The following is a 21,753-nucleotide window of genomic DNA, read 5'->3' on the forward strand; positions in this document are numbered from 1 at the left end:
GGAAGCGGAAACCTGCATTTTATGCAAAGTTACACTTCCTGTTGTAATATCATCACTTATCCCAGAATAAACCGATTTTCACATAGCCAAATTATGGATTCGGATATATAAATTATATCCCTACTCGCTACATCTCTCTGTTTTCACACCACATGGGGCCAAAAAAGTCCCCGTCCGCTTCTATCCGTGGCTGGGTCATCTATTCCATCTAAAAAGAAGTCTTTTATCTTTTTTAGCTCTTTGTTAGTTCTTTCTCATCTTTCATGCTATAGTATCCTAAATTAACAACGATTAAGAAATAACCACCCATAATCCCTACTGCAAATGCCCACATAACCATGTGGTGCTCAATTTCGTACATAATAATAGCACCCAAAATGGCAGCTGCAAAACGGTTAAACATACCGAGTGTCGGTGCTTTCGTCTTCTTTACAATACTATCTCCAAGCTTCTCAATTCTTCTCCCTAAAAGCCAAACGCAATACATACTTACAATAAGCCCAATTCCAGCACCTAAAAAGTGTGCTGAAAACGGTGTTAACATCCATCCTAGTAACAAAATACCTAGTATATAATACGATTGGATTTTAAATGATCTTAGTGACATACTAATCATGCTGTACCTCTCTTCATTCGTTCTTATCTATCCAACAAAAAATTTCTTTCAAATTCATATTCCTTACATCTATTTCACTCAAATTAAAAACAACATAAACAGTATGTTTATGTTGTTTAAATATTTTTAGGAAATAATATTATACAAGATTTCAAACATCATATCCTCATATTTTGTGACGGTTTTTCAAACTTTTTTCGTCCATTTATGAAAAAAATGATATCAATCTATGAACATACGGATATGATGTAATAAGCACACAAATAAAGGGGGCGTCTAATGATTTATTTTTTAATGGCTCTCATTCACATCATTATCCCTGCACTTATTGGACTTTCATTGTATTGGTACACGAAAAACCATAGCATTTTTTACGCTGTCCTCGGTGTTCTTCTTCCAGGTATTATTCTTATTACACTCTTCCGTATTCCATTTTTAAACTTAATTCCACTTATTACTGCTATCTTATTTCTCATCTTCTTACCAAAAATAAAAAAATAGGAAAGCAGATCATAGGTGATCTGTTTTCCTATTTTGATATAGGTTCCCCTGCAATAGAATGAACTTTTACTTTCTCCGATTTCACAAACCATAGACCAACAAAAATGATAATTCCACCGATGATTTGTTGAAACGATACATATTCATTTGCCCAGACAGCTGCAAATAGAACCGCTACAAGCGGCGTTATATACATATATACCATCGTATGTGACGCCCCAATTTTTTGAACACCAACATACCACATTACTAGACCAAATACTGTTACAAAGAAAATAGAATATAGTAAAGCAAATAGTGTCATTTCGTGAGTAATGTGAAATGGCATGACAAACACATGTGGACCACTTAACAATAATAGCGGAATCGCACCGACTAATGCAGACCATGCTGTAACACGTAATGCTGAATATTTTTTAATTAATGGTCCTGCTAAAACAGGATAAAGTCCCCAGCATATTGATGTAATAAGTCCAATTCCATTGCCATAAAAAGAACTAGTAAGCGAATGTCCTGCTACTAAAACTAATGCTGCACCAACAAAGGCAGTCATAGAACCGATTAACTTTCGAGAAGAAAACTTTTCTTGTTTCAAGAAAATCGCAAATGCAGTTGTAAAAATAGGTGAAATAGAAATGAGTAAAGAGGCATTTGTAGCAGATGTATATTTGACAGTTTCCATAAATAACGTTTGATACAGTACAATACCTACAATGCTAACGATAATTAATCTAGGTATATCCTTTCGCTCCATATAAACCGACTTCTCAATAAAAAAGGTAAGGAGTAACAGAAGCGGTGCCGCCGCCATCATGCGAAGTGCAGTAAACTCAATTGCTGTAAATTCTAAAAGTCCATACTTCGCAATTGTATAGTTAATCCCCCAAATAATAACAACACTCAAAATTAACAACTCAATTCCCCATCTTCTCATGCGTATCCCCTCCGCAAAGAAGATTATACAGAAAATTCAATCATATGTACATTTCATTATGTGAAAAAATCTTTTTATTATATGAAACGTTTTGGTAAATGAAATTATATCGACGATTTTCTGAATATATCGGCGCAACTCCATTTATATCGGCGATTTTCTGAATATATCAGCGCAACTCCATTTATATCGGCGATTTCCCAAATATATCGACTTATCGACAAAAATCGACAATAATAGCGACTTATAAAATAAAAAAGGTGATTCCAAAATACATTTTGGAATCACCTTTCCTTTACTATATTCGAACGTGTAACTTCATATTTGGATTATAAAACTGGCTTGGGCTCTTTAACTGAAAAGTTCCTCCACCTTCATGCCAATCAACAGTTAACTTATCATCCATAAATACAAGCTTTGTACGATCAGCGATAAAGTTCATTGTGCTTGATTCAATATCCACATCGCGCTCATCTTTCTCTGCTACAGCTACTAAATCGATAATTCCGCTCATAACACAACCGCAACCTTCATTATCGTAAAATAACTTTATATATTTCGCTTCACTTGGAATCGTATCCATAATCTTTTTATATGCTGCTTCTGTTACAGTAACGTACATACGTTAATCTTCATCCTCTCTTCTCTTATCATTCATATATTGTATCACCATTTTTCTTAAAAGTTATATACAGAAAATTAAGACTAATATAAAATGTATGTGATAAAGTTTCAGCAATCGAGCTTTTATGAATAGTTCATGCAGAAGAAAGGAGGTTTACTATCCGTGTTCAAACTACAACGATATCCTATGTTATTAGGGTCTATTGGGTAGTTTCTTCATTTCTAGCGGAATACTGTTACAGCATGTACTTCCCTATTCTCATTCTATCGGCTGGATTCTAGGTTTTATTTGTTACCTATCCGCTTCTTATTTTACTACGAAGAATACAAACAACTCATAAAGCAAGAATCATCTTAAGGAGGATTATCAAACATGCCAGCCTTAAAAAAAATAGAGCAATCACTCAATCACTTATTCCAAATTGAAAAATACGGAAAAGATAGTGCCTTTAGTCGATTTATCCCAGCCGTATATGATCCTATCAAATTTCCTTGGCAACAATTTTTCGACGCAAATTTTGTAGATTTATTTAACGGCCTTATGATGCACGGATCTGAAAATGTAAACAAAGTATTTTTAGCTGTATTCCCTACAGATGACGTTCTTGAAACATTCATTTCACAATCCACATCTGGTGATTTACTCTTTATGCACCATCCCCTTGTAATGGAGTGTGGTGATCCGCTTGGAAGATCAGGTCGCGGTTTCATACCAATTCCTGAAAAATATTTGCAAGGAATAAAAGAAAAACAACTTTCTATATATACATGTCACGTACCAATGGATTTTCATCAAACGCATGGAACGAGTATTTCAATTGCAAAAGCATTAAACGCTACTGTAGTGGACGACTTTGCATATGGAGGTCCAGAACAAGAACCAATTGGCCTTATTTGTGAAATAGATGAAACATCAACAGAAGCACTCCAAAAACATCTAAAACAACTCTTCCAGATTCCTTACACAGACTTCGAAGGTAAACGACATGATTCCATTAAAAAAATCGCAATTATCGCTGGGTGTGGCGATGTTGTATCTTTAATGAAGGAAGCAGAAGAAAAAGGTGCTGAAGCATATATTACAGGAGAAATCCATTGCCATATCGACAATGATTACGGCCGACATAAATACTCGCTCATTATGGATTATGTAAAAGAAACGAATATGTCTCTAATTGGTGTGTCACACTCTGCCTCTGAATATTTAGTGAAAGAGACATTGATGTATGATTGGTTTAAAGAAAATTTTGATGTGGATGTTATTTTGCTTCCGCAGGAGAAATGGTGGCTCTAACGCTATCATTTTTTAAATTTATATACACAATACAATCGCCCACAGAAAAATAGAGAAATGTGAAAGCACCACCTGTACCAACGTAAATGCTTTCGTTGTGCCGGAAAACGAACCTACTGGTAGCACCGAGTTTACTGGTGCTACCAGTATTACAGCATGAATATATATTCTATTTTTCTAATCACTGACATATAGCAATTCATTTCATAAAAAAAGACCCGAGATTCGGGTCAACAAATAGAAATATAAATGAACTACAACAAATAACAGACAAAGCCATTATATATTTTTCATAGTAAAACATCCATTATTTTCTTTTTACACTATCAATATATTATTTTTCGTTATAGTCCTCTTTTTTAGAACGTCTACCTAAGAAGAACACAAAAACATTACTTCCAAATAAGTGATGTTTTTTCTATTTAATGCAGTGGTAACATAACCTCAACCGTTGTTCCAACCCCAACTTCACTTTCAAAACTCATTTTACCATTGTGGTCTTTAATAATTTTTTCTGTAACTACTAAACCTAGACCAGTTCCTGTTTCTTTCGTTGTATAAAAGGCTTCATTTAACTTTGGAATTTTATCTTTCGGAATACCACATCCCTCATCTTTCACTTGAACGATGATTCCATCTTTTACAGTAACTTTAATCGTAATTGTTCCCCCAACTGACATTGCTTCAATTGCATTTTTGATTAAATTAAAAAAGACCTGTTTTAATCGTTTTTCATCACATGTAATGGACGGTAAGTCTTTACTGTAAATACCTTGTATGTGGACTCCTTGTTTTAAAGCAGGCTTTTCCATAACTCGAATAACATAAGAGATAATTTCTTGTATGTTATGAGTTTCTGATTCTAGTGATTTAGATTTCTCAAATCCACTAAGTTCTGTAGCAATTATATGAATCCGATCTACTTCTTGTTTCATAATATCACTATAAATTTTATCCTCTGGATGCTTGTCTGCCTGTTTATTCACAAGTTTTTTTAAGTTTGCTAAAGGTCTTCTAATCTTATAACCAATAACCGTTGCCATTTTTCCAACAGCTGCTAGTTTTTCTGTCTGTTTTATTTCTTTGTCCATCATCTCAAGCGTACGAACGTAAGACTGAACCCTCAAAAATATAATCCAACATATAATAGTAAATACACTATATAATGCCATTGGGATTAAAACGAGAGAAGATTGAATAATGATTCCTGTAAGAGCGTACTTCCCGACAAGTATCGCTGGAACTAACCAGAAATATCTTTTGTTCACAAAGATTGGTGCGAACAAAATAAAAAATACTTCTACTATATTTCCACCGTCAAATTCCGCATCGCTACCATAATAAATCATAATGTTATGGATACAATCTAATACATTATAGCCAATTAGAATAATATACTTTACCACAAAAACATTCTTCCATTTCATAAAGTATATTCCAATGCAAAACAATACTACCGTCAAAAGGTAAAGCCATAAACCTAAACCATCTTCAAACTTTCCTACGCCTTCTTGCTCTCCCGCGATTAAAGGTACGATAAATTCATAGGCAAGATCATACACAAAAAATATAATAAAAAATAAACTTAAAAATACTTTCAATGCCTTTATTTCTTCATTTTTAAATATATAGCCTTTATTCATATGGTAACTCCTAGCTTTTCTTCCACTTGGATTTCAGTATTTCCACACTTCCTTGGGAGAATGATGTCTATTCTCGTTCCAGTATCTCTTTCACTTGAAATATGCAGCTCACCAAGGTGCTCGGCGACAATTCGATTCGCTACCGTAAGTCCCAGACCAATTTTATCTTGTTTCGTTGTATAAAAGGCTTCTGTAACACGGGTTAAGTTTTCTTGCTTAATACCATGACCATTATCGATTACGCTGATTATTACATATTCTTTCCCTTTATTCTCTAATTGTAAATGTAATATGCCACCTTGTTCCATTGCCTCTAAAGCATTTTTTATCGTATATAAAAAGACTCCTCTTATTTTTCGTTCATCACATTCAACTTCTATTGTTTTTTCTTCCACATTAGAAATAAACTGCACGTTTAATTCATTCATTTTTCCGCGAAGACTTGTTATTACTTGTAATACAATTTTTCCTACATCATGTTTCTTATAAATAGAAGGTTTGCATGTAGCAACTTCCATCAACTCACTTATCATATTATTCATATTTTCTATTTCAAAAATCATACGTTTATAAATAGGATCCTCTTCATGCTTCTCTCGTTGTAATTGCGTAAATCCTTTTAATGAAGCCAGTGGATTTTTAATTTCATGTCCAACAGTCGCTGCCATTTTTCCGATTACTGCTAATTTTTGTGATTCACTAGCAATCGCAATACTTTCCTTTACAGCTGAAAGATATTGTAAAAATCGATTTAAAATGATATATGCAGCTATTAACATAAGCGTACACATAATAAGGAACATAAATGCTTTTATTTCCTCTAATACAAATAAATAAATTAAATATTTTCCTAAAATAGAGGAAAGCAAAAACACATAAAATTTTTTATTTAAAAATATGGGTACAAAGAAAATGAGAATAATTTCTATTATATTTGTCGCATCAAACGCCGCCTTATTATAAAAAATATACGAAACTATATTAGCGATTTCTATCCCTATGTATGCAAATATCCATGCATATTTAACAAGGTTTGCCTTCTCTTTTTTCAGTAAATATATATTCACGCATAGTATTGCTACTCCGCAAATAACTTGCCATATTATGTTGTATCCCTTATCCATTATTGATTTATCTTCTAATACGATTGCATAGAAAATTTGATATACAATAACAATGACATATAACACCCATAAAAGGATTTTTGCATTCCTTTCTTCTTCTTTATATGATAGAAAACTTTCTTTCACTTCAACACCCCTTCAAAATAACATCTCAAAGAATACCATTTATTATAATAAATGATTTTCATAGACAAACAAAGATAAATCGAACATTTGAGGAAAATCATCCCAACGATGCAATACCTTCATGCTATATACAAGCATAAAAAATGTAAACAATAATACGTATATTATGGGAGGTGTTTTTTATGGATGGCAAAAAAATAAAAAGACCGAACAACTCCAATCTTTCATGCGTGAAAATGAAGGAAAAGAGATGAAAACTCTTTAACTGCCAGTGATCGTTTCCGAACGATTAGGCATAGTGCAGGGAAATGATACTTTCTTAACAGGCTCACCACTCCTTTATGATGGATTACTTCTTATCGGCGGAAAGATGGAGGATCATTCTCTTAACAAAGCAAGTTCATTTTTCGTAGAATCATATAATCGCTTTAAGCCGATTGGCTCCTTCCAAAACTGCTCTTCTATTATTCAATCTTTAAATATCGAAGGAAAACCTGGTTTTTTAATAGAATAAGACCCTACGCGACTAGCAAATGAATTTATTAAAGCTATAACAAAACAACGCTTTTGGGATAGAACATATTCATAGAATAGGGGGACATTTATGTTTGTTACTGTCGAGAAAGATGTGCATATTTTTGTGCAAGACGTTAATCCTGGTCCAGGTAGTAAGACTGTTTTCTTCGTTCACGGATGGCCTTTAAATCATCAAATGTATCAATATCAACTCAATGTTTTACCAGAGCATGGCTTTCGCTGTATTGCCATGGATATACGAGGGAATGGGCAATCTGATAAGCCATGGACTGGTTACACGTATGATCGATTAGCCGATGATATCGCAATTGTTCTGGAAGCACTTCAAGTAGAGAACGCTACATTAGTCGGTTTCTCAGTTGGTGGTGCTCTTTCTATTCGCTATATGTCTCGCTATAATGGGCGCCGCATTTCTAAGCTCGCATTAATTGACGCTGTCTCCCCCTCTTTCGTTAAAAATCAAGAGTCCCCTTACGGTGTACCGAAAGAACAAGCAGATGCTCTCATTAATCAAATGTATGCTAATTTACCAAAATTTTTAAATGACGTATCTTTATCCTTTTTCAATAGAAACTTAGGGGCTGCAACCCTTGAATGGTTTTCTTATCTCGGTATGCAGTCCGCTTCTTATGCCCTTATCAAAATTTTACAAGCAGCTGCAAATGAAGATGTAACGAAAGATTTAAATAAAATTAACGTCCCAACAAAAATCTTCCACGGCGTTCACGACCAACTAATTCCTTACAAAAGTGCTGAACTTACACAACAACGAATTAAAAATTCTCAGTTACATGCTCTTACAAATAGTGGTCATGGTTCACCAATCGATCAAGCGGATGAATTAAATAAAGAACTGATAAAATTTTTACAAACATAACAACTGCAATATAAGAATGAAAGTTAACATAATCGTTTTTATAAAACATAAAATTCACACATTTCTCACAAATACACGAATAAAACGATTACATTTTCATATATACTAAATGTACAAGTAATACTCCCTAAACCCAGCTTGTCTGGTTACCCCGTTAAATACTATGAAAAAAGAACTTGTATCGTTATACAAGTTCTTTTTGTTTCTTTTATTTAAAGAGGATATCTTTACTATATTGATTTCCAACGAGTAAATCATATTGAAGCATTTTATATTGCTCTAACATTTCGTTTTGTTTCTTTGTTAAATCATTGATTACTTCTCCATTTTTATCAACTTTTAATTCATCTCTAAGCACTGGTATTTCCTTGTAAAGTTCCGATAAAAATTGATAAAATAAGGATTTATTTAATCCTGCATAATCAAAAATAAGATTAGAAAAATGAATTGGGCTTACTAAACCTATATTATCATTTGGCATATCAAAGTTTGCATACATTAATAGCGGCGTTTGCGCCATCGCTAAACGTTCACTCGGTATTTTTTCATTCGTTATATACCCGTTTTCTTTATAAAAAGATTTATTTGTTCCTAATGATGGAAGATGATCTCCAAAGAATACTAATAATGTAGGTCTATCTAAATTATCTAGTTGCTCTATTAAATATTGAAGTGCCTCATCTGAACGTCTTAATCCTTCTGTATACGTCTCTAATTCTCCTTTTGATTCTTCATTTTCTAGACCGCTAATTTCTATTAGGTTTTCACCAAATCGGCCTTCTGTAAATGGAAAATGATTTTGCATCGTAACTGCATGAATAAATGTTGGCTGTTTTTGTTCCTCTAACTCAGCAATTATCTCTTTACTCATCGCTAAATCACTAATATAATCTCCATCAATATCTACATTTTCCATCGTGTCCTCTGCATTAAACTTATCAAATCCTAACACCTTATATACATCGTCACGTTTAAAGAATGTGCGACCAAATGAATGAATTGCACTTGTATAATAACCTTCTTTTTTCAACGCCGTAGGGATTGATGGAACTTCTTTCTTATTTGTAATAACCTGCTGATATGGTATAGAACCTGGCTTTAACAAACTCATTGAATAACTTGTTAATGCTTCAAATTCAACGTTCGCTGTATTTCCCCCAAATGTAGGAGAAATAGTTTGTCCCCCAGGAAAGTTTTCTATATAATGATGCAAATTTGGTACAGGATCTTCACTAAAAGAAAGGTTGGTTACTTTCGTCGGATCCCAAAACGATTCACTCATTACAAAAATAATATTCGGTTTCTCTTTTTTCTTTTGATTCCCTATATTTCCACTATATTGTTTTTTTATATCGTTTGCTATTTGAAGCATATTTTCTTTAGAATAATTTTTTGGTTTTTCCATAACTGTTGTATCTAAATTGCTAATAAACCCAAGTACAAAACCATTTGAAGCGTAGTTCTCATTTTGATTCCACAAAACAAAATCTACACCTGATTTTTGAAATACTTTATTCATAAATGTATTCGCAAAATTACCGTACGCATATAGAACAAAAATAGATCCTACTACTAATAAGGCTCTTATTCCTAGATGAATCTTTACATTTTGAATATACCTTCTCATATATATCCCTGCTACAATACAAGCTACGATACTTACGATAATGACAAAAATATAACTCCAACTAAAATAGTCCATCACCATCGGTATAACAGATTGCATATGCGTAATTTGTGTGAAATCAGAAGGATATAACGGATCACCTCTGAAAATAAGCTTCAAATAATTCACAATACATAAAATGACTAACGTACAGCTCGTTAAAACCATACTTAGAAAAACCTTACCTATTAAATTATATACAAGAATATATATTGCATAAATTACTACAAAACTTAATATAAACTGCATATTATAAAAGTAAATCCAATTCATTGCCTCTATGAAACTCATATTAACTTGCATGACAATATAAAATAACGCTACTGTATGAGCTAATAAAAGTAATATAAAATGCACTCGCAGGGATGCTCTAAGTATAGACATCTCTTTTTTATTGAAATGCGTAATATAAAACGTTATGCCCCATATGAAAATCATCATAACACTTAAAACAAGCTTTTGATTTAAATGATCTTTCATCATGTCTAAATTAAAAACCTTTAAAATCATAAACAGCATAGTTATTACTAATAAAGTCACCATACTACTTATAATGCTAGAAATTAATATATTTCTTTTTGGAAGATGAAAAAGTGTAGAACCATACTTCAATTCATTCCCTCGTTTCTATGTCTTAATTTCCCCCGCATCGAAAGAACTATTTCTATTAAAATAACATATATTACATATTTCGTCTGCATACTTGCTTCTACTATAAATGTATTGTCTTAATATTCCCTTAATCAACAGTTAAATTGTGGTATACAAATTACTCATTCTTGAAAAACTTAATTTCAGCATTCCACTTTATGATATAATAACTATGTTTTGGAAATCCTTAATACTATTAAAGATTTCACATAAAAATACGAAAGAATTAATAAAAAAGGAGTTGCTCATTTTTGCTTACTAAGTTTAAGAGTTTGCCTAAAGCGGTATATGCAATTTTGGCGCTTTCTTTCCTGTTGCACGTTTTTTGTTTAGTAAAACAGCCAGGATTAGATGGAGAGTTAGTCAAAGTAACATATGGTGCAAATGATGCCTTTAACTATTCGTTAACAGCTGAACAACTATTAAAACATGGTGTATTTGGTTATGTGTATTTAGAACCTAGTGAAGTTCCAGGGAAAAATGCATATATTACACCAGGTCAGCCATTACTATTAGCTGGCGCTATGATTATTTCTGATATTACATCAATTCCTTACTATTACGTAGCAACTGTTATTAACATGATCATGAACCTTTGCACAGTGCTATTAGTATTCTTAATAGGAAAAGAATTGTTCGAAAAAAACATTTATGGAATTGTTGCAAGTATTTTATATGCTATTTATCCAAGTAACTATACATACTTCCGTACATTGCTAACAGAAGTTCCATCCATATTCTTATTGGCGTTATGTGTATATGTATTTGTTCTCGCATGGAAATACAATAAAGTGAAATTCCATATATGGTTTGGAATTGTCGTTTCAATTTTACTTATGTTCCGTCCAAATCCAGCTCCAATGATGCTTATTCCTGTTCTTGTTGTGTTATTTACATATGGATTTAAAGAATCCATTCGAATCGGATTGTTATGGTTTATCGGACCTTTCTTTATTATTGGCGCATGGGTTGTTCGTAACTACTTAGCACTCAACCAATTTATTTTATTCTCAACCCAAGGTGCAGATCCACTAATTGCCGGTGCAGATCCATTTAATAAAATTGGATATGAAAATATAGTAAATGAAATGAGAGCTAAAGGCTTAGATGACAAAGGTGCATACGCAAAAGAATTAATTAAGAACGGATTTAAGACGGACTTCACTTATTGGTTCTCTTGGTTCACTGTCGGTAAAACAATTGAATTATTCAAAACAGCTCCTGCTGTAGACCAATATCGTATTCACAACTTTATGCAACTATGTCATAGAGTGTTTATCATCGGTACATTCTTGAGCAGCTTCTGCTTCATGCTAAATTCATTTAAACATAAACGCGTTATGATGCTAGTAGCAAGTTCAATTATTTACATTATCTTCTCAAACTTATTCTTAGCAATTAATCGCTATGGATTTTTCATTAATCCTCTTATGTGCTTAATTCTTGCATACGGATTAATTCACATTGTGCAGAAGCTTCCATTCTTCCGCACTAATCAAGCATAATAAGAAAGAGGTCGTCCACCGTTGGACGACCTCTTTCTTATTCCCCCACACTTTACACACGGCCAATTTGTCCATTCTGTAATCACACTTTAATTCCGTATGTATGTGTGTCTGTATTTGTCAAAATATCTTTCACAACACCACTCACTGTTTTACGTATAAATGCAAGTTTTTTACAACTATTACTATAACCACAAAATCAAAAAAATCTAATCTCGGGCCTTTTTCATATTCATATGTAGCCACATATGAAACCATTTTATTTTTGTATATTTATGGATGTTTTTCTTTGCAAATCGTTAAATAAGCATTTGCATAATAAAAAATCCGGCCACAAAAATAAATACTAAGATGAGAAATCCAATCACAAAATTCCTCCTATTTTTGTAGCGTTTTTTCTACTATCCGATTTTTCAAAACCCACTCTTCAAACTGGGCACTTCCAAATTCCCAACTAAGATCGCGAGCATGTACAGAAAAAACGTAATAACCGGCATATTCGTCCATAAACCTACCTAACTCTACATCGTCTTTCTGAATACCGTATACTCCAAAATTAAAATACACATCCCATACGTCTTCATTCTTCCTCTTATAAGCGATCGATTCCATATCACATTCTGTCCCGAAATAATCAAGATGTAAATGTACGCTATCATCGTATTCGTACTCCATTTTATCACCCCTTATATTTGTACTTCTTTACCACCCAAAAAATTCCTGCTATCTACACTCACATATGGGCACTTACCTACATATCATGCTTGTAGAGTGACTTCTAGGAGGTGTTATATAGTGAAAAAATTAATCGCGATTTTTTGCATCATGTTACTAGCTGTTTTTACTTTTGCTGCTTGTAGTAGTAAAAAAGAAAGTACGAAAGAACAAACTCAAAACATTCGCGTTGGCGAAGTTACCCATTCTCTCTTCTATGCCCCATTATATGTCGGGATTGAAAAAGGATTTTTTAAAGATGAAGGACTAAATATTGACCTACAAACAACAGCTGGTGGCGATAAAACGATGACCGCCCTATTATCTGGCGGAATTGATATTGCTCTCGTCGGTTCTGAAACGTCTATTTACGTTCATCAACAAGGAGCGAAAGACCCTGTCATTAACTTTGCACAGCTTACACAAACAGATGGGACATTTTTAGTTTCACGTAAAAAACTAGACTCTTTTAATTGGAATGACGTAAAAGGTGTTACATTTTTAGGACAGCGTAAAGGCGGCATGCCGCAAATGGTTGGGGAATACGTTTTAAAGAAAAATGGCATTGATTCTCGGAAAGATACGAACTTAATTCAAAATATCGAATTTGCTAATATTGCAAATGCCTTTGCATCTGGTACAGGAGAGTTTGTGCAGCTCTTTGAACCGACTGCAAGCATATTCGAAAAAGAAGGTAAAGGTTATATCGTCGCTTCATTCGGAAATGAATCTGGTACTGTTCCTTATACAACGTTCATGGCAAAAGAAAGTTTCTTAAAGAAAGATAAAGCTGCTGCTGAAAAGTTCACAAGTGCGCTCTATAAAGCACAGCAATGGGTTGATACACATAGTCCAGAAGAGATTGCTGATGCTGTTTCTCCGCTATTTAAAGACACTTCGAAAGACATTACAGTAAAAGTAATTGAACGGTATAAAAAACAACATTCTTATGCGACAAATCCACTACTAGATGCGGAAGAATGGAAACAGCTCCAAACGATTATGAAAGACGCTGGTGAATTACAAAAAGAAGTCCCACATGAAGCGCTCGTCAATACAAAAATTGCCGAAAGCGTTATTAAGAAATAGAGGCGAAGTGTATGAGTTTTTTACAAATACGTAACGTTTCTCACTGTTTTTTCGCAAAAGAGAATGCCAAACTTATTCTCGAAGATATGAGCTTACAAGTGGAAGAAGGCGAATTTATTTCTATACTCGGCCCAAGTGGTTGCGGTAAAACAACGCTCCTCTCAATCATTGCTGGACTACTTGATCCAATTGATGGTATCGTCTTTTTAGATGGTGAACCAATTACAACGAAAACTTCATCTATGGGATATATGTTGCAGCAAGATTACTTATTCCCGTGGAAAACGATTGAAGAAAATATTATGCTTGGACTTCATATTCGAAAGATTTATGATGAACAGATGAAAGAACATACTTTAAATCTTTTACAACAAGTCGGTCTACATGGGGTAGAAGGACAATATCCTCGTGAACTATCCGGCGGTATGCGTCAACGTGCTGCTCTCGTTCGAACGTTAGCAACTGATCCGAAAATTTTATTACTAGATGAACCATTCTCCGCACTCGATTATCAAACGAAATTAAAACTAGAAGAACTCGTTTTCAACTTACTAAATAAATATAAGAAAACATCACTACTTGTTACTCACGATATTGAAGAGGCGATTGCGATGAGTGATCGTATTTATTTACTTCAAGCGAATCCTGGAAAAATCGCAAAAACCTTTATCGTCCCGGAAAGTATCCGTTCTTTATCACCGTTAGAAGCACGCCATCACTACGATTTCCCAGCCCTCTTTCAAGATATATGGAAGGAGCTGGAACGACTTGGATAATATAAAACAACTACATGAACAATTTCGAAAGAAAGAACGCAGGCGTGCTTGGATTGCTCGCTCATTACAGCTTTTACTACTTATTCTTTTCTTTGCACTATGGGAAATAGCTAGCAAAAAAGAATGGATCGATCCTTTACTCTTTAGTTCTCCTTCGAGTATTTGGGACCTCTTCTTAACGAAATGGATCGACGGTTCACTTTGGGCCCACATATGGACGACATTGCTGGAAACAGGAGTAGGCTTCATTCTCGGAACGGTACTCGGTGCTATTATTGCCACGTTTCTTTGGTGGATGCCACTTCTAGCCCGCGTACTTGATCCTTACCTCGTCGTTCTAAATGCAATGCCAAAAGTTGCACTCGGTCCAATCATCATCGTTATTTTCGGTCCAAACATTTCATCTTCTATCGCAATGGGAGTAATCATTTCCATCATCATTACCATTCTCGTTATTTACAGTGCATTTCAAGAAGTCGATTCTAACTATATAAAAGTGATGGACACATTTGGCGCAAATAAATGGCAATGTTATAAGCAAGTCGTTCTCCCTGCATCCTTTCCAGCAATTATCTCAACGTTAAAAGTAAATGTTGGTTTATCCTGGGTCGGTGTTATTTTCGGAGAACTTCTCGTTTCCAAACAAGGACTTGGCTACTTAATTAGCTACGGATTCCAAGTCTTTAACTTCACACTCGTCTTACTTAGCGTACTACTCACATGTGTTCTTGCAACTCTTATGTATGTATTTGTTGAGGCATTTGAAAAAATTCTAATTGGAAAAAGAAAAAGAAGCTGACTCAAAACAGTGCGCTATAGTCAGCTTCTTTCTTTTACCTTTTATCACACATTTTCGTTTCATTTGTAATGTTTCCATCCGCAACCGTAACTGTATGGAAACAGTCTTTCACACGTACTGTAACGACATTATCTTTTCGATCTATCACATGATAATCATTAAACTTTTCATTCAAAGCACTACGAATTTGCTCCCCTTCAAAAATCGGAAAACCGTGAGACATTACCCAAATGAGACCAGCAACAGCAAGAATCGTTTTCATACGTTTCATTACCTCCTCGAGAGTAAACTTATAGTCCCTACAACACGCGCATTATAATTGTGTCTAAATTGTGACATTTTTATACTAATTCTATTTTATACCGCAAGTTCCTTCTTCTTTTTAATAAAATACAGAATTTTCAATTTTATCAACATAAAAAAACGCAAAGAATTAAAAATTCTTCACGCTTTTCTTTAACGAAACTATATCGAATGCATAACTCACATTAGTCTCCACTTTGTTGTTCTATCGTTTTTGAAACACCATATAATCCCGACAGCACTTCCGCTCTCATTTTTACAAGCTCAGGAAACTGATAGAAGAAAGCAATTTTCTTATATTTTAACTCTGTTCCTTCTTTCACCTTTTTTGAATCTTGTAAAATGAACGCTGTAAATGTATCTGCGATATCTTCCGTTACATTTGTTGTTCCATACAGCGATACAAACTCATCATGCTTTTCTTTATAAAATTTAATTTGTGCCTCTTCACTTTCTTCTACTTTCTTTTCTGTCCACTCTTGCTCAATTGGTTTCCAAAATTCATTATAAAATTGGTTAATATACGAAGTTTTTCTCGCACATCCATTTTTCAAGAACACCGTGTTACATTTATTTCGATATGATGAAATGTCTTTCTCTTCATCAAACGCCTCTAAATATTTCCTATCCACTGGTACTTGTTTATGCCCAATCGTTAATACGTGAGCCGTTTCATGAATTAATGTTTTCATCACTTCATCTATATTCACCCCAGAATCGAGCACGTCTAAACTAAGCAACCAATCTCTCGGGTCATCCATACTTGGCATGACATGGGCAACAACGCCGTCATAACCATCCGTTATTAAATCCACCCCCGTTATATTCTCACGATATTTCACTGGAATGAGAGTGCGATACATGTCCCATAACGTTTCATGATACTCTCTATCTTGTCGCTGGCTTAACAAATCATCTTTTGCTACTTCGTCATCTGCAAAAACTTTATTCAATCTCTTACGATCCAATTTTTCAAAATAAGGATCTACAATTTCATCATCATCGATATAATAAGAAGCTAAAAAGAAGTAATTGTCATCCTCTTCTTTTTTCTGTTCCGCCTCTTTCATATTCATACTTTCATACTCTTCTATGTCATAATCCTCTACTTTTTCAAGTTCTGAAAGTCCCTCTATCTTTTTATATACTTTTTGTAATGTTTTATCTCCTATTTGCGTGCACTCTTCTTCTGTTTTACAAATTTCTTTTTCTTTCGTAACCTCGATAGCACTCTCGCATCCTGCAACTAAACTGCTTGCTATAATACAACACACTAACTTGCCATACAGTTTCTTCATACAATCCCCCATTATTCCATTCTACAAAATATCATAATCATTTTTTTGCGAATATGCGATAATTAATTATAAAAACTGCAAGGAGGCTTCCCATGATTCGTGCAATCTTATTCGACTTAGATGGAACACTATTAGATCGGCGCCAATCTTTAGAACAATTTATTTGTGAGCAATATAATCGCTTCGCCTCACATTTGAAGAGCATAGAGAAATCAGAGTATTGTTCTCGATTTCTTGAACTCGATAATAATGGCTATACGTGGAAGGATAAAGTATATGCTACTCTCCTTTCCGAATACAACATTACTACTTTAACGCAAGAGCAACTACTACACGACTATATTACAAACTTCCAACATCATTGTATTCCTTTCAAAAACACGCATGAACTACTTCAACAGTTAAAACAGCGAAACATTAAAATTGGTATTATTACAAATGGTTTTACTGAATTTTAGATGAGCAACCTTCGAGCACTACATATACATACGTATACAAACGCCATTCTCGTTTCGGAAGCTGAAGGAATTAAAAAACCTCATCCTGAAATTTTCGAACGTGCTTTGCAAAGACTAGATGTGAAGGCAGAAGAATGTCTTTATGTTGGAGATCATCCAGAAAACGATGTGCTTGGTTCTGAACAAGTAGGGATTCTTGGTGTTTGGAAAAAAGATTCGTTTTGGGGGAATTTTAAGCATTCACGTATCGTAGATGATTTGTTGGAGGTGCTTTCGTTTTTAGAGGTGGAGATAAAGTGAAACTTTAATCCGCCCCCACCTGAAAGAAATATATGCAAATAACCAATTCCAAACGACAAAGCAATTATTATAAAAAATAAAGAAAAGTTTAATTTAACCATCGAAACAGTAACAGTCGTTTCTTTTATCCATCTTTCCCCTCCTAAAATGTAAATATATCTTTACAAAATTGTATAATATACCCAAAATAATATAAAGATATATTTACATTTATTCTTACATACAAAAAAAGAAACCGGCTACTTTACTTCGTAAAACAGCCGATTTCTTCTATATGTTTCATCGTACGCGCTAATACGTCATCGCGCATTATAAAGCTAAATTTTCTATTCGTTTTAATGTTGTCAGGAATGTCTTTTAATAAAACAGACCCTTTCGTTTCTTCGTAATGCGTATGTTCTTCTACCGCACTAATTGTTGCAAAATAAATGTTTTTAATGATTATTTTGTCTTTTCCAGATACTTTGTATTGTCCTAAGTAAGTTAAATCAGAAACTATGCCGCCGGTTTCTTCATGAACCTCTCGAACTGCCGCTTCTTCCGGTGTTTCCCCTAGTTCTACTTTACCACCTGGAAATTCAAGACCGCGACGTAAATGATGCGTTAATAACCATTGATCCCCGTACCGGCATACAACCCAAACATGCTTTGGCTCAGGAGAAAATGGATAACGTTCAAACGATAATTGTACAGTGTTGTGGTAATAATCTTTAAATTTGTACATGCCATTACTCCCCTATTGATGGTTACAAGTTTTTCCTACCACAAATTGTAGCATATTCTCGCTTTTCTGCATAATATTATCCAATTACAATCCATTGATTATTCCCATTTGCGCGACTAATTCTTTCGTCTCATGATTTCCTAAATCATAAATCATTTTATATGCTTTTTGTAGTTGTTCATCATATCGGTCATTATTTGAATCGTGATGATACTCAACAAATGGAACGTGGGAGCGTACAAATGACCCTAAATCTTCTACATATGCTTGATCGAAGTGCTCTCTTAATTCCGTAATTTCTTCATCATTTGCGGAAATCTCAAAATTATAAGTATCCGCCGTCTTCACTTGTGAAATTTGACCGTTTCCTATTGATATATAATATGTTTTTTTCGTATCCATGTAACACCCTTCTTTCATCCTTTTAATTTCTATTGTTTTCATCAATTACAAAATTATGTAAAATAAAGAAAAGGAGGGGTTTTATGTTCAAAATATTAATTATCGGTATTATCATCGTCCTAATCATCCTCGTACTCTCCATCATGACAATTAATAAAGGCTATGCTTATAAACATTCGGTCGATAAACTAGAAGATAATCCTTATACAAAAAAGAATAAGGAGGATTCATAATATGCTTCGTATACTCCGCATCACAATCGCCCTCACTGTGATCGTTATGTCGGCAATTGGATTATATACAGGTCAAAATAAATTTGTACCTCTTTCATAATTTCTATTAGGGGTTTTAATGTTTCTCATCGCATTTGAACAAATAAAGAAAAAGGAATTAGCAACTGGACTTATTTGTATTATTGCTGGTGCCTTCATTTGGATTGTTCTCATTATTACCTACATAAAATAGAGGAGGTCTTTTATGCTAAAAGGAGTCCGGATTACTTTATCACTTATTGCCTTATGTATAGCAACCTATGGATTTTTTACTGGTAGTAGAGAAATAATGCCTTATATGTTCATCTTTTTAGGAGGTATGGCCCTCACCATAAGTTTAGAGGAAATATTAAAACGACAAACAGGAGGTAGTCTGCTCGCTCTACTAGCAGGAGCCGCTGCTTTATTTATTGGTTTCACAGAAATATTCTAGTAAATGGTCTAAAGGAGGCCATACAATGCTAACTCTAACTATATTACGGATTTTTTTAGCATTTCTCATGCTTCTCTTACTCACTTTAAGCACTTATGTCCATGTTACCGATAATTTTTCACTTCTTCCATACTTACAATTTATTCTCAGTTGTTCCTTTATTCTTCTAGGAATTAATGAATTAAAATCCGGACGAAAATCAATGAGTATCCCGTATTTTTTCGTTTCTGGTCTTATATTCTTCTTCTTAATATCGAACTACTTTCACTACATGTAGAATGAAATTTTGACCAATTTAGCATTTATAATTATTTTCTCTCAGTAACTATGTCTTTCTACTAAGGGGGATTCCATGTTAAAAAACATTCGAATTATAATCGCCACTATCGCTCTTTCTCTCGCCCTATTTAGCTTCTTTGCAAACTTCACTATTCTTTTACCTTACGTGTTCATCCTTTTAAGTATTATGTGTATCCTTTTTGGAATCGATGAAATAAAGCAGCAGCAAAAAACGAAAGCATTTATTTATTTTCTCTGTTCTGCCTTTGTTTTATATGTTGGAGTATCTAATATATTTTCATAAAAAAGAAGAGTATGGCCGCTCTTAGCACAATAAAAAAACTGCCCTTTCACAGGCAGTTTTTCTTTTTATCCAAAAACTTTCTCAAGTTCATCTTTATCTTGGCTTAACCAGAAGTTCATTAAGCGTTGTGCTCCTTCTAAGTCGTGAAGCTTCGCTTGACCACATTGCGTTTCATTTGCAGCCGGAATTTCTGTAATTTGAACCGCATCTTTTAATGTTAGTTCTAATAAATCAATGATTTCTCGAACTGTCGGCGTTCCGCTCACTACAAGATAATATCCTGTTTGGCAGCCCATCGGTGAAATATCGATAATATCAAAATGCGGATAACGATCAATATATTTACGTAAATTAAATGCTAATAAATGCTCTAACGTATGAATAACATCTGGTTTCATTGCTTGTTTATTCGGTTGACAGAAACGAATATCAAATTTATTTACAATACCGTCACTACCTACATTGTGAACTCCGCAATGTCTTACATAAGGTGCCTTTACAATCGTATGATCTAATTCAAAGCTTTCTACTGATGGCATACAACATCTCTCCCGCTTTTAATTTAATTCCGTTATATCCAATATGATATAACGGAAATGCACATTAGTAAAGTATTATGTACAGTCGTGCTATAATACTTTAAGAGTATGCTGAAAAGGAGACCGTTATGAAACAGATTTTTATTGGGATTATACGCTTTTATCAAAAGTTCATTTCTCCGATGACACCACCAACATGCCGCTTTTATCCAACTTGTTCTCATTATGGATTAGAGGCGTTTCAAAAACATGGTGCACTCAAAGGCTTTTGGCTTACTTGTAAGCGTATATTAAAATGTCACCCTTTCCACCCGGGAGGATTTGATCCTGTCCCAGATAAAAAGGATGACAAAGTAAATTCTTAATTGTCGTAACCATTCACAACTAAATCTAATTTTCCTGTATCAGGATCTATAACAAGACCGTGAACAGGTACTTCTTCCGGAAGTAATGGGTGGTTGCGAAGTACCGATACGCTATGTTCTACACTTTCTTCCACACTAGAGAAACCGCGCAAGAATTGTTCTAAATCGATTCCAGAATAACGAAGCATATCTAATTTCTCTTCTGTTATACCGCGTTCTTTCATTTTCTCAATCGTACTCCTTGCTTGAATTTTTGCCATACCACAATCATGGTGACCAACTACACATACTTCATCAGCACCAAGTTCGTATACAGCGACTAAAATACTACGCATAATACTTCCAAATGGATGTGAAATAACAGCGCCTGCTACTTTAATAATTTTCACATCACCGTTACGCATATTCATCGCTTTCGGTAATAGTTCAACAAGTCGTGTATCCATACAAGAAATAATTACCATCTTTTTGTTTGGAAATTTCCCCGCTACAAACTCTTCATATTTTTTCTCTTCAACAAATTTCTCATTGTACTGCAAAATCTCTTCTAATGACTTCATAGTAAAGGACCCTCTTTTCTCTCATTTACACTACATAAAT

24 protein-coding genes and 6 pseudogenes are annotated in these 21,753 nt (G+C 34.1%); 14 read left to right on the forward strand and 16 right to left on the reverse strand.

Features of this window, described 5'->3' with window-relative positions:
* Positions 1–232: 232 nt before the first annotated feature.
* A complete protein-coding gene (locus tag MHB52_RS24640) occupies positions 233–616 on the reverse strand; it encodes an ATP synthase subunit I (RefSeq protein WP_000624926.1) in 384 nt (127 codons plus the stop codon).
* Between the two features lie 279 nt (positions 617–895).
* On the opposite strand from MHB52_RS24640, the gene MHB52_RS24645 reads away from it, so the two are divergent.
* Positions 896–1,117 carry a hypothetical protein gene (locus tag MHB52_RS24645; RefSeq protein ID WP_000639041.1) on the forward strand — a complete coding sequence of 74 codons (222 nt, stop codon included), beginning with the start codon at positions 896–898 and terminating at the stop codon, positions 1,115–1,117.
* 28 nt (positions 1,118–1,145) lie between these two features.
* Here MHB52_RS24645 and MHB52_RS24650 read toward each other — a convergent pair whose 3' ends face one another.
* Positions 1,146–2,051: a DMT family transporter gene (locus MHB52_RS24650; protein WP_001255413.1), complete on the reverse strand. Its 906-nt coding sequence runs from the start codon at positions 2,049–2,051 to the stop codon at positions 1,146–1,148.
* A 298-nt stretch (positions 2,052–2,349) separates the two neighbouring features.
* On the reverse strand, positions 2,350–2,673 hold the full coding sequence (locus tag MHB52_RS24655; protein ID WP_000289569.1) for an iron-sulfur cluster biosynthesis family protein: 324 nt from the start codon (positions 2,671–2,673) through the stop codon (positions 2,350–2,352).
* Between the two features lie 375 nt (positions 2,674–3,048).
* On the opposite strand from MHB52_RS24655, the gene MHB52_RS24660 reads away from it, so the two are divergent.
* Positions 3,049–3,969, forward strand: a complete 921-nt coding sequence (locus MHB52_RS24660; RefSeq protein WP_001111131.1) for a Nif3-like dinuclear metal center hexameric protein — start codon at positions 3,049–3,051, stop codon at positions 3,967–3,969.
* A gap of 422 nt (positions 3,970–4,391) precedes the next feature.
* On the opposite strand, the gene MHB52_RS24665 is transcribed toward MHB52_RS24660, so the two are convergent.
* Positions 4,392–5,612, reverse strand: a complete 1,221-nt coding sequence (locus MHB52_RS24665) for an ATP-binding protein (RefSeq protein WP_001032638.1) — start codon at positions 5,610–5,612, stop codon at positions 4,392–4,394.
* Entirely contained in the window at positions 5,609–6,862 is a 1,254-nt protein-coding gene (locus MHB52_RS24670) for an ATP-binding protein (RefSeq protein ID WP_000664886.1), read from the reverse strand. Before MHB52_RS24670 ends, MHB52_RS24665 begins: the two co-directional genes overlap by 4 nt.
* Before the next feature lie 268 nt (positions 6,863–7,130).
* Here MHB52_RS24670 and MHB52_RS24675 point away from each other — a divergent pair.
* Positions 7,131–7,451, forward strand: a pseudogene (locus MHB52_RS24675) (catalase); the annotation flags it as partial.
* 15 nt (positions 7,452–7,466) lie between these two features.
* Positions 7,467–8,276, forward strand: a complete 810-nt coding sequence (locus MHB52_RS24680; protein ID WP_000498279.1) for an alpha/beta fold hydrolase — start codon at positions 7,467–7,469, stop codon at positions 8,274–8,276.
* 208 nt (positions 8,277–8,484) lie between these two features.
* Here MHB52_RS24680 and MHB52_RS24685 read toward each other — a convergent pair whose 3' ends face one another.
* Positions 8,485–10,554: an LTA synthase family protein gene (locus tag MHB52_RS24685; protein WP_061664567.1), complete on the reverse strand. Its 2,070-nt coding sequence runs from the start codon at positions 10,552–10,554 to the stop codon at positions 8,485–8,487.
* A 290-nt stretch (positions 10,555–10,844) separates the two neighbouring features.
* Here MHB52_RS24685 and MHB52_RS24690 point away from each other — a divergent pair, with 290 nt between their 5' ends.
* Complete coding sequence (locus tag MHB52_RS24690) at positions 10,845–12,098, forward strand: glycosyltransferase family 39 protein (protein WP_000956220.1); 1,254 nt, start codon at positions 10,845–10,847, stop codon at positions 12,096–12,098.
* 82 nt (positions 12,099–12,180) lie between these two features.
* On the opposite strand, the pseudogene MHB52_RS24695 reads toward MHB52_RS24690, so the two are convergent.
* The 3 genes and pseudogenes from MHB52_RS24695 to MHB52_RS24705 all read right to left on the reverse strand — a co-directional run.
* Positions 12,181–12,252, reverse strand: a pseudogene (locus MHB52_RS24695) (DUF2196 domain-containing protein); the annotation flags it as partial.
* Positions 12,243–12,466 (reverse strand): annotated as a pseudogene (locus MHB52_RS24700) (hypothetical protein). The pseudogenes MHB52_RS24700 and MHB52_RS24695, both read right to left, overlap by 10 nt.
* A gap of 10 nt (positions 12,467–12,476) precedes the next feature.
* Complete coding sequence (locus MHB52_RS24705) at positions 12,477–12,773, reverse strand: DUF3986 family protein (protein ID WP_000455580.1); 297 nt, start codon at positions 12,771–12,773, stop codon at positions 12,477–12,479.
* Positions 12,774–12,893: 120 nt separating this feature from the next.
* On the opposite strand from MHB52_RS24705, the gene MHB52_RS24710 reads away from it, so the two are divergent.
* The 3 genes from MHB52_RS24710 to MHB52_RS24720 are packed head-to-tail and all read left to right on the forward strand — an operon-like array spanning position 12,894 to position 15,476.
* Positions 12,894–13,901 (forward strand): ABC transporter substrate-binding protein, encoded by a 1,008-nt coding sequence (locus MHB52_RS24710; protein ID WP_061664565.1) that lies wholly within the window; start codon positions 12,894–12,896, stop codon positions 13,899–13,901.
* 11 nt (positions 13,902–13,912) lie between these two features.
* The gene (locus MHB52_RS24715) at positions 13,913–14,677 is read left to right on the forward strand and encodes an ABC transporter ATP-binding protein (RefSeq protein ID WP_000009029.1); all 765 of its coding nucleotides are present in this window, start codon (positions 13,913–13,915) and stop codon (positions 14,675–14,677) included.
* Positions 14,670–15,476, forward strand: a complete 807-nt coding sequence (locus MHB52_RS24720; RefSeq protein ID WP_016118773.1) for an ABC transporter permease — start codon at positions 14,670–14,672, stop codon at positions 15,474–15,476. The genes MHB52_RS24715 and MHB52_RS24720 overlap by 8 nt, the downstream gene beginning before the upstream one ends.
* Positions 15,477–15,510: 34 nt before the next feature.
* Here MHB52_RS24720 and MHB52_RS24725 read toward each other — a convergent pair whose 3' ends face one another.
* Both MHB52_RS24725 and MHB52_RS24730 read right to left on the reverse strand, forming a co-directional pair.
* Positions 15,511–15,738 (reverse strand): hypothetical protein, encoded by a 228-nt coding sequence (locus tag MHB52_RS24725; protein WP_000849112.1) that lies wholly within the window; start codon positions 15,736–15,738, stop codon positions 15,511–15,513.
* A gap of 226 nt (positions 15,739–15,964) precedes the next feature.
* Entirely contained in the window at positions 15,965–17,077 is a 1,113-nt protein-coding gene (locus MHB52_RS24730) for a hypothetical protein (protein ID WP_061664563.1), read from the reverse strand.
* Positions 17,078–17,169: 92 nt separating this feature from the next.
* On the opposite strand from MHB52_RS24730, the pseudogene MHB52_RS24735 reads away from it, so the two are divergent.
* Positions 17,170–17,835: pseudogene (locus MHB52_RS24735) on the forward strand (HAD family hydrolase).
* A gap of 14 nt (positions 17,836–17,849) precedes the next feature.
* Here MHB52_RS24735 and MHB52_RS24740 read toward each other — a convergent pair.
* The 3 genes and pseudogenes from MHB52_RS24740 to MHB52_RS24750 all read right to left on the reverse strand — a co-directional run.
* Positions 17,850–17,936 (reverse strand): annotated as a pseudogene (locus MHB52_RS24740) (DUF3267 domain-containing protein); the annotation flags it as partial.
* Positions 17,937–18,079: 143 nt separating this feature from the next.
* The gene (gene mutTA, locus MHB52_RS24745) at positions 18,080–18,559 is read right to left on the reverse strand and encodes an antimutator 8-oxo-(dGTP/GTP)ase (RefSeq protein ID WP_000276385.1); all 480 of its coding nucleotides are present in this window, start codon (positions 18,557–18,559) and stop codon (positions 18,080–18,082) included.
* An 84-nt stretch (positions 18,560–18,643) separates the two neighbouring features.
* Positions 18,644–18,961 (reverse strand): hypothetical protein, encoded by a 318-nt coding sequence (locus MHB52_RS24750; RefSeq protein WP_000379942.1) that lies wholly within the window; start codon positions 18,959–18,961, stop codon positions 18,644–18,646.
* An 83-nt stretch (positions 18,962–19,044) separates the two neighbouring features.
* Between MHB52_RS24750 and ytzI the strand changes: the two genes are divergently transcribed.
* From ytzI to MHB52_RS24770, 4 genes and pseudogenes are all read left to right on the forward strand, one after another.
* Positions 19,045–19,194 (forward strand): YtzI protein, encoded by a 150-nt coding sequence (gene ytzI / locus MHB52_RS24755; RefSeq protein WP_000472790.1) that lies wholly within the window; start codon positions 19,045–19,047, stop codon positions 19,192–19,194.
* A gap of 1 nt (position 19,195) precedes the next feature.
* Positions 19,196–19,426 (forward strand): annotated as a pseudogene (locus MHB52_RS24760) (DUF3953 domain-containing protein).
* A 12-nt stretch (positions 19,427–19,438) separates the two neighbouring features.
* Positions 19,439–19,666 (forward strand): DUF3953 domain-containing protein, encoded by a 228-nt coding sequence (locus tag MHB52_RS24765; protein ID WP_000912057.1) that lies wholly within the window; start codon positions 19,439–19,441, stop codon positions 19,664–19,666.
* Positions 19,667–20,018: 352 nt separating this feature from the next.
* Positions 20,019–20,249: a YczI family protein gene (locus MHB52_RS24770; protein ID WP_000916676.1), complete on the forward strand. Its 231-nt coding sequence runs from the start codon at positions 20,019–20,021 to the stop codon at positions 20,247–20,249.
* A gap of 65 nt (positions 20,250–20,314) precedes the next feature.
* Here MHB52_RS24770 and luxS read toward each other — a convergent pair whose 3' ends face one another.
* On the reverse strand, positions 20,315–20,788 hold the full coding sequence (gene luxS, locus MHB52_RS24775; protein ID WP_001141371.1) for an S-ribosylhomocysteine lyase LuxS: 474 nt from the start codon (positions 20,786–20,788) through the stop codon (positions 20,315–20,317).
* Positions 20,789–20,916: 128 nt separating this feature from the next.
* Here luxS and yidD point away from each other — a divergent pair, with 128 nt between their 5' ends.
* Positions 20,917–21,153, forward strand: coding sequence for a membrane protein insertion efficiency factor YidD (yidD, locus tag MHB52_RS24780; protein ID WP_000809334.1), 237 nt, complete (start codon positions 20,917–20,919; stop codon positions 21,151–21,153).
* On the opposite strand, the gene MHB52_RS24785 is transcribed toward yidD, so the two are convergent.
* Entirely contained in the window at positions 21,150–21,713 is a 564-nt protein-coding gene (locus MHB52_RS24785) for a beta-class carbonic anhydrase (RefSeq protein ID WP_000838158.1), read from the reverse strand. The two genes, yidD and MHB52_RS24785, sit on opposite strands and share 4 nt — an antisense overlap.
* Positions 21,714–21,753: the final 40 nt, after the last annotated feature.

The organism is Bacillus sp. FSL K6-0073 (assembly GCF_038006085.1).
GTDB classification, from domain to species: domain Bacteria; phylum Bacillota; class Bacilli; order Bacillales; family Bacillaceae_G; genus Bacillus_A; species Bacillus_A cereus.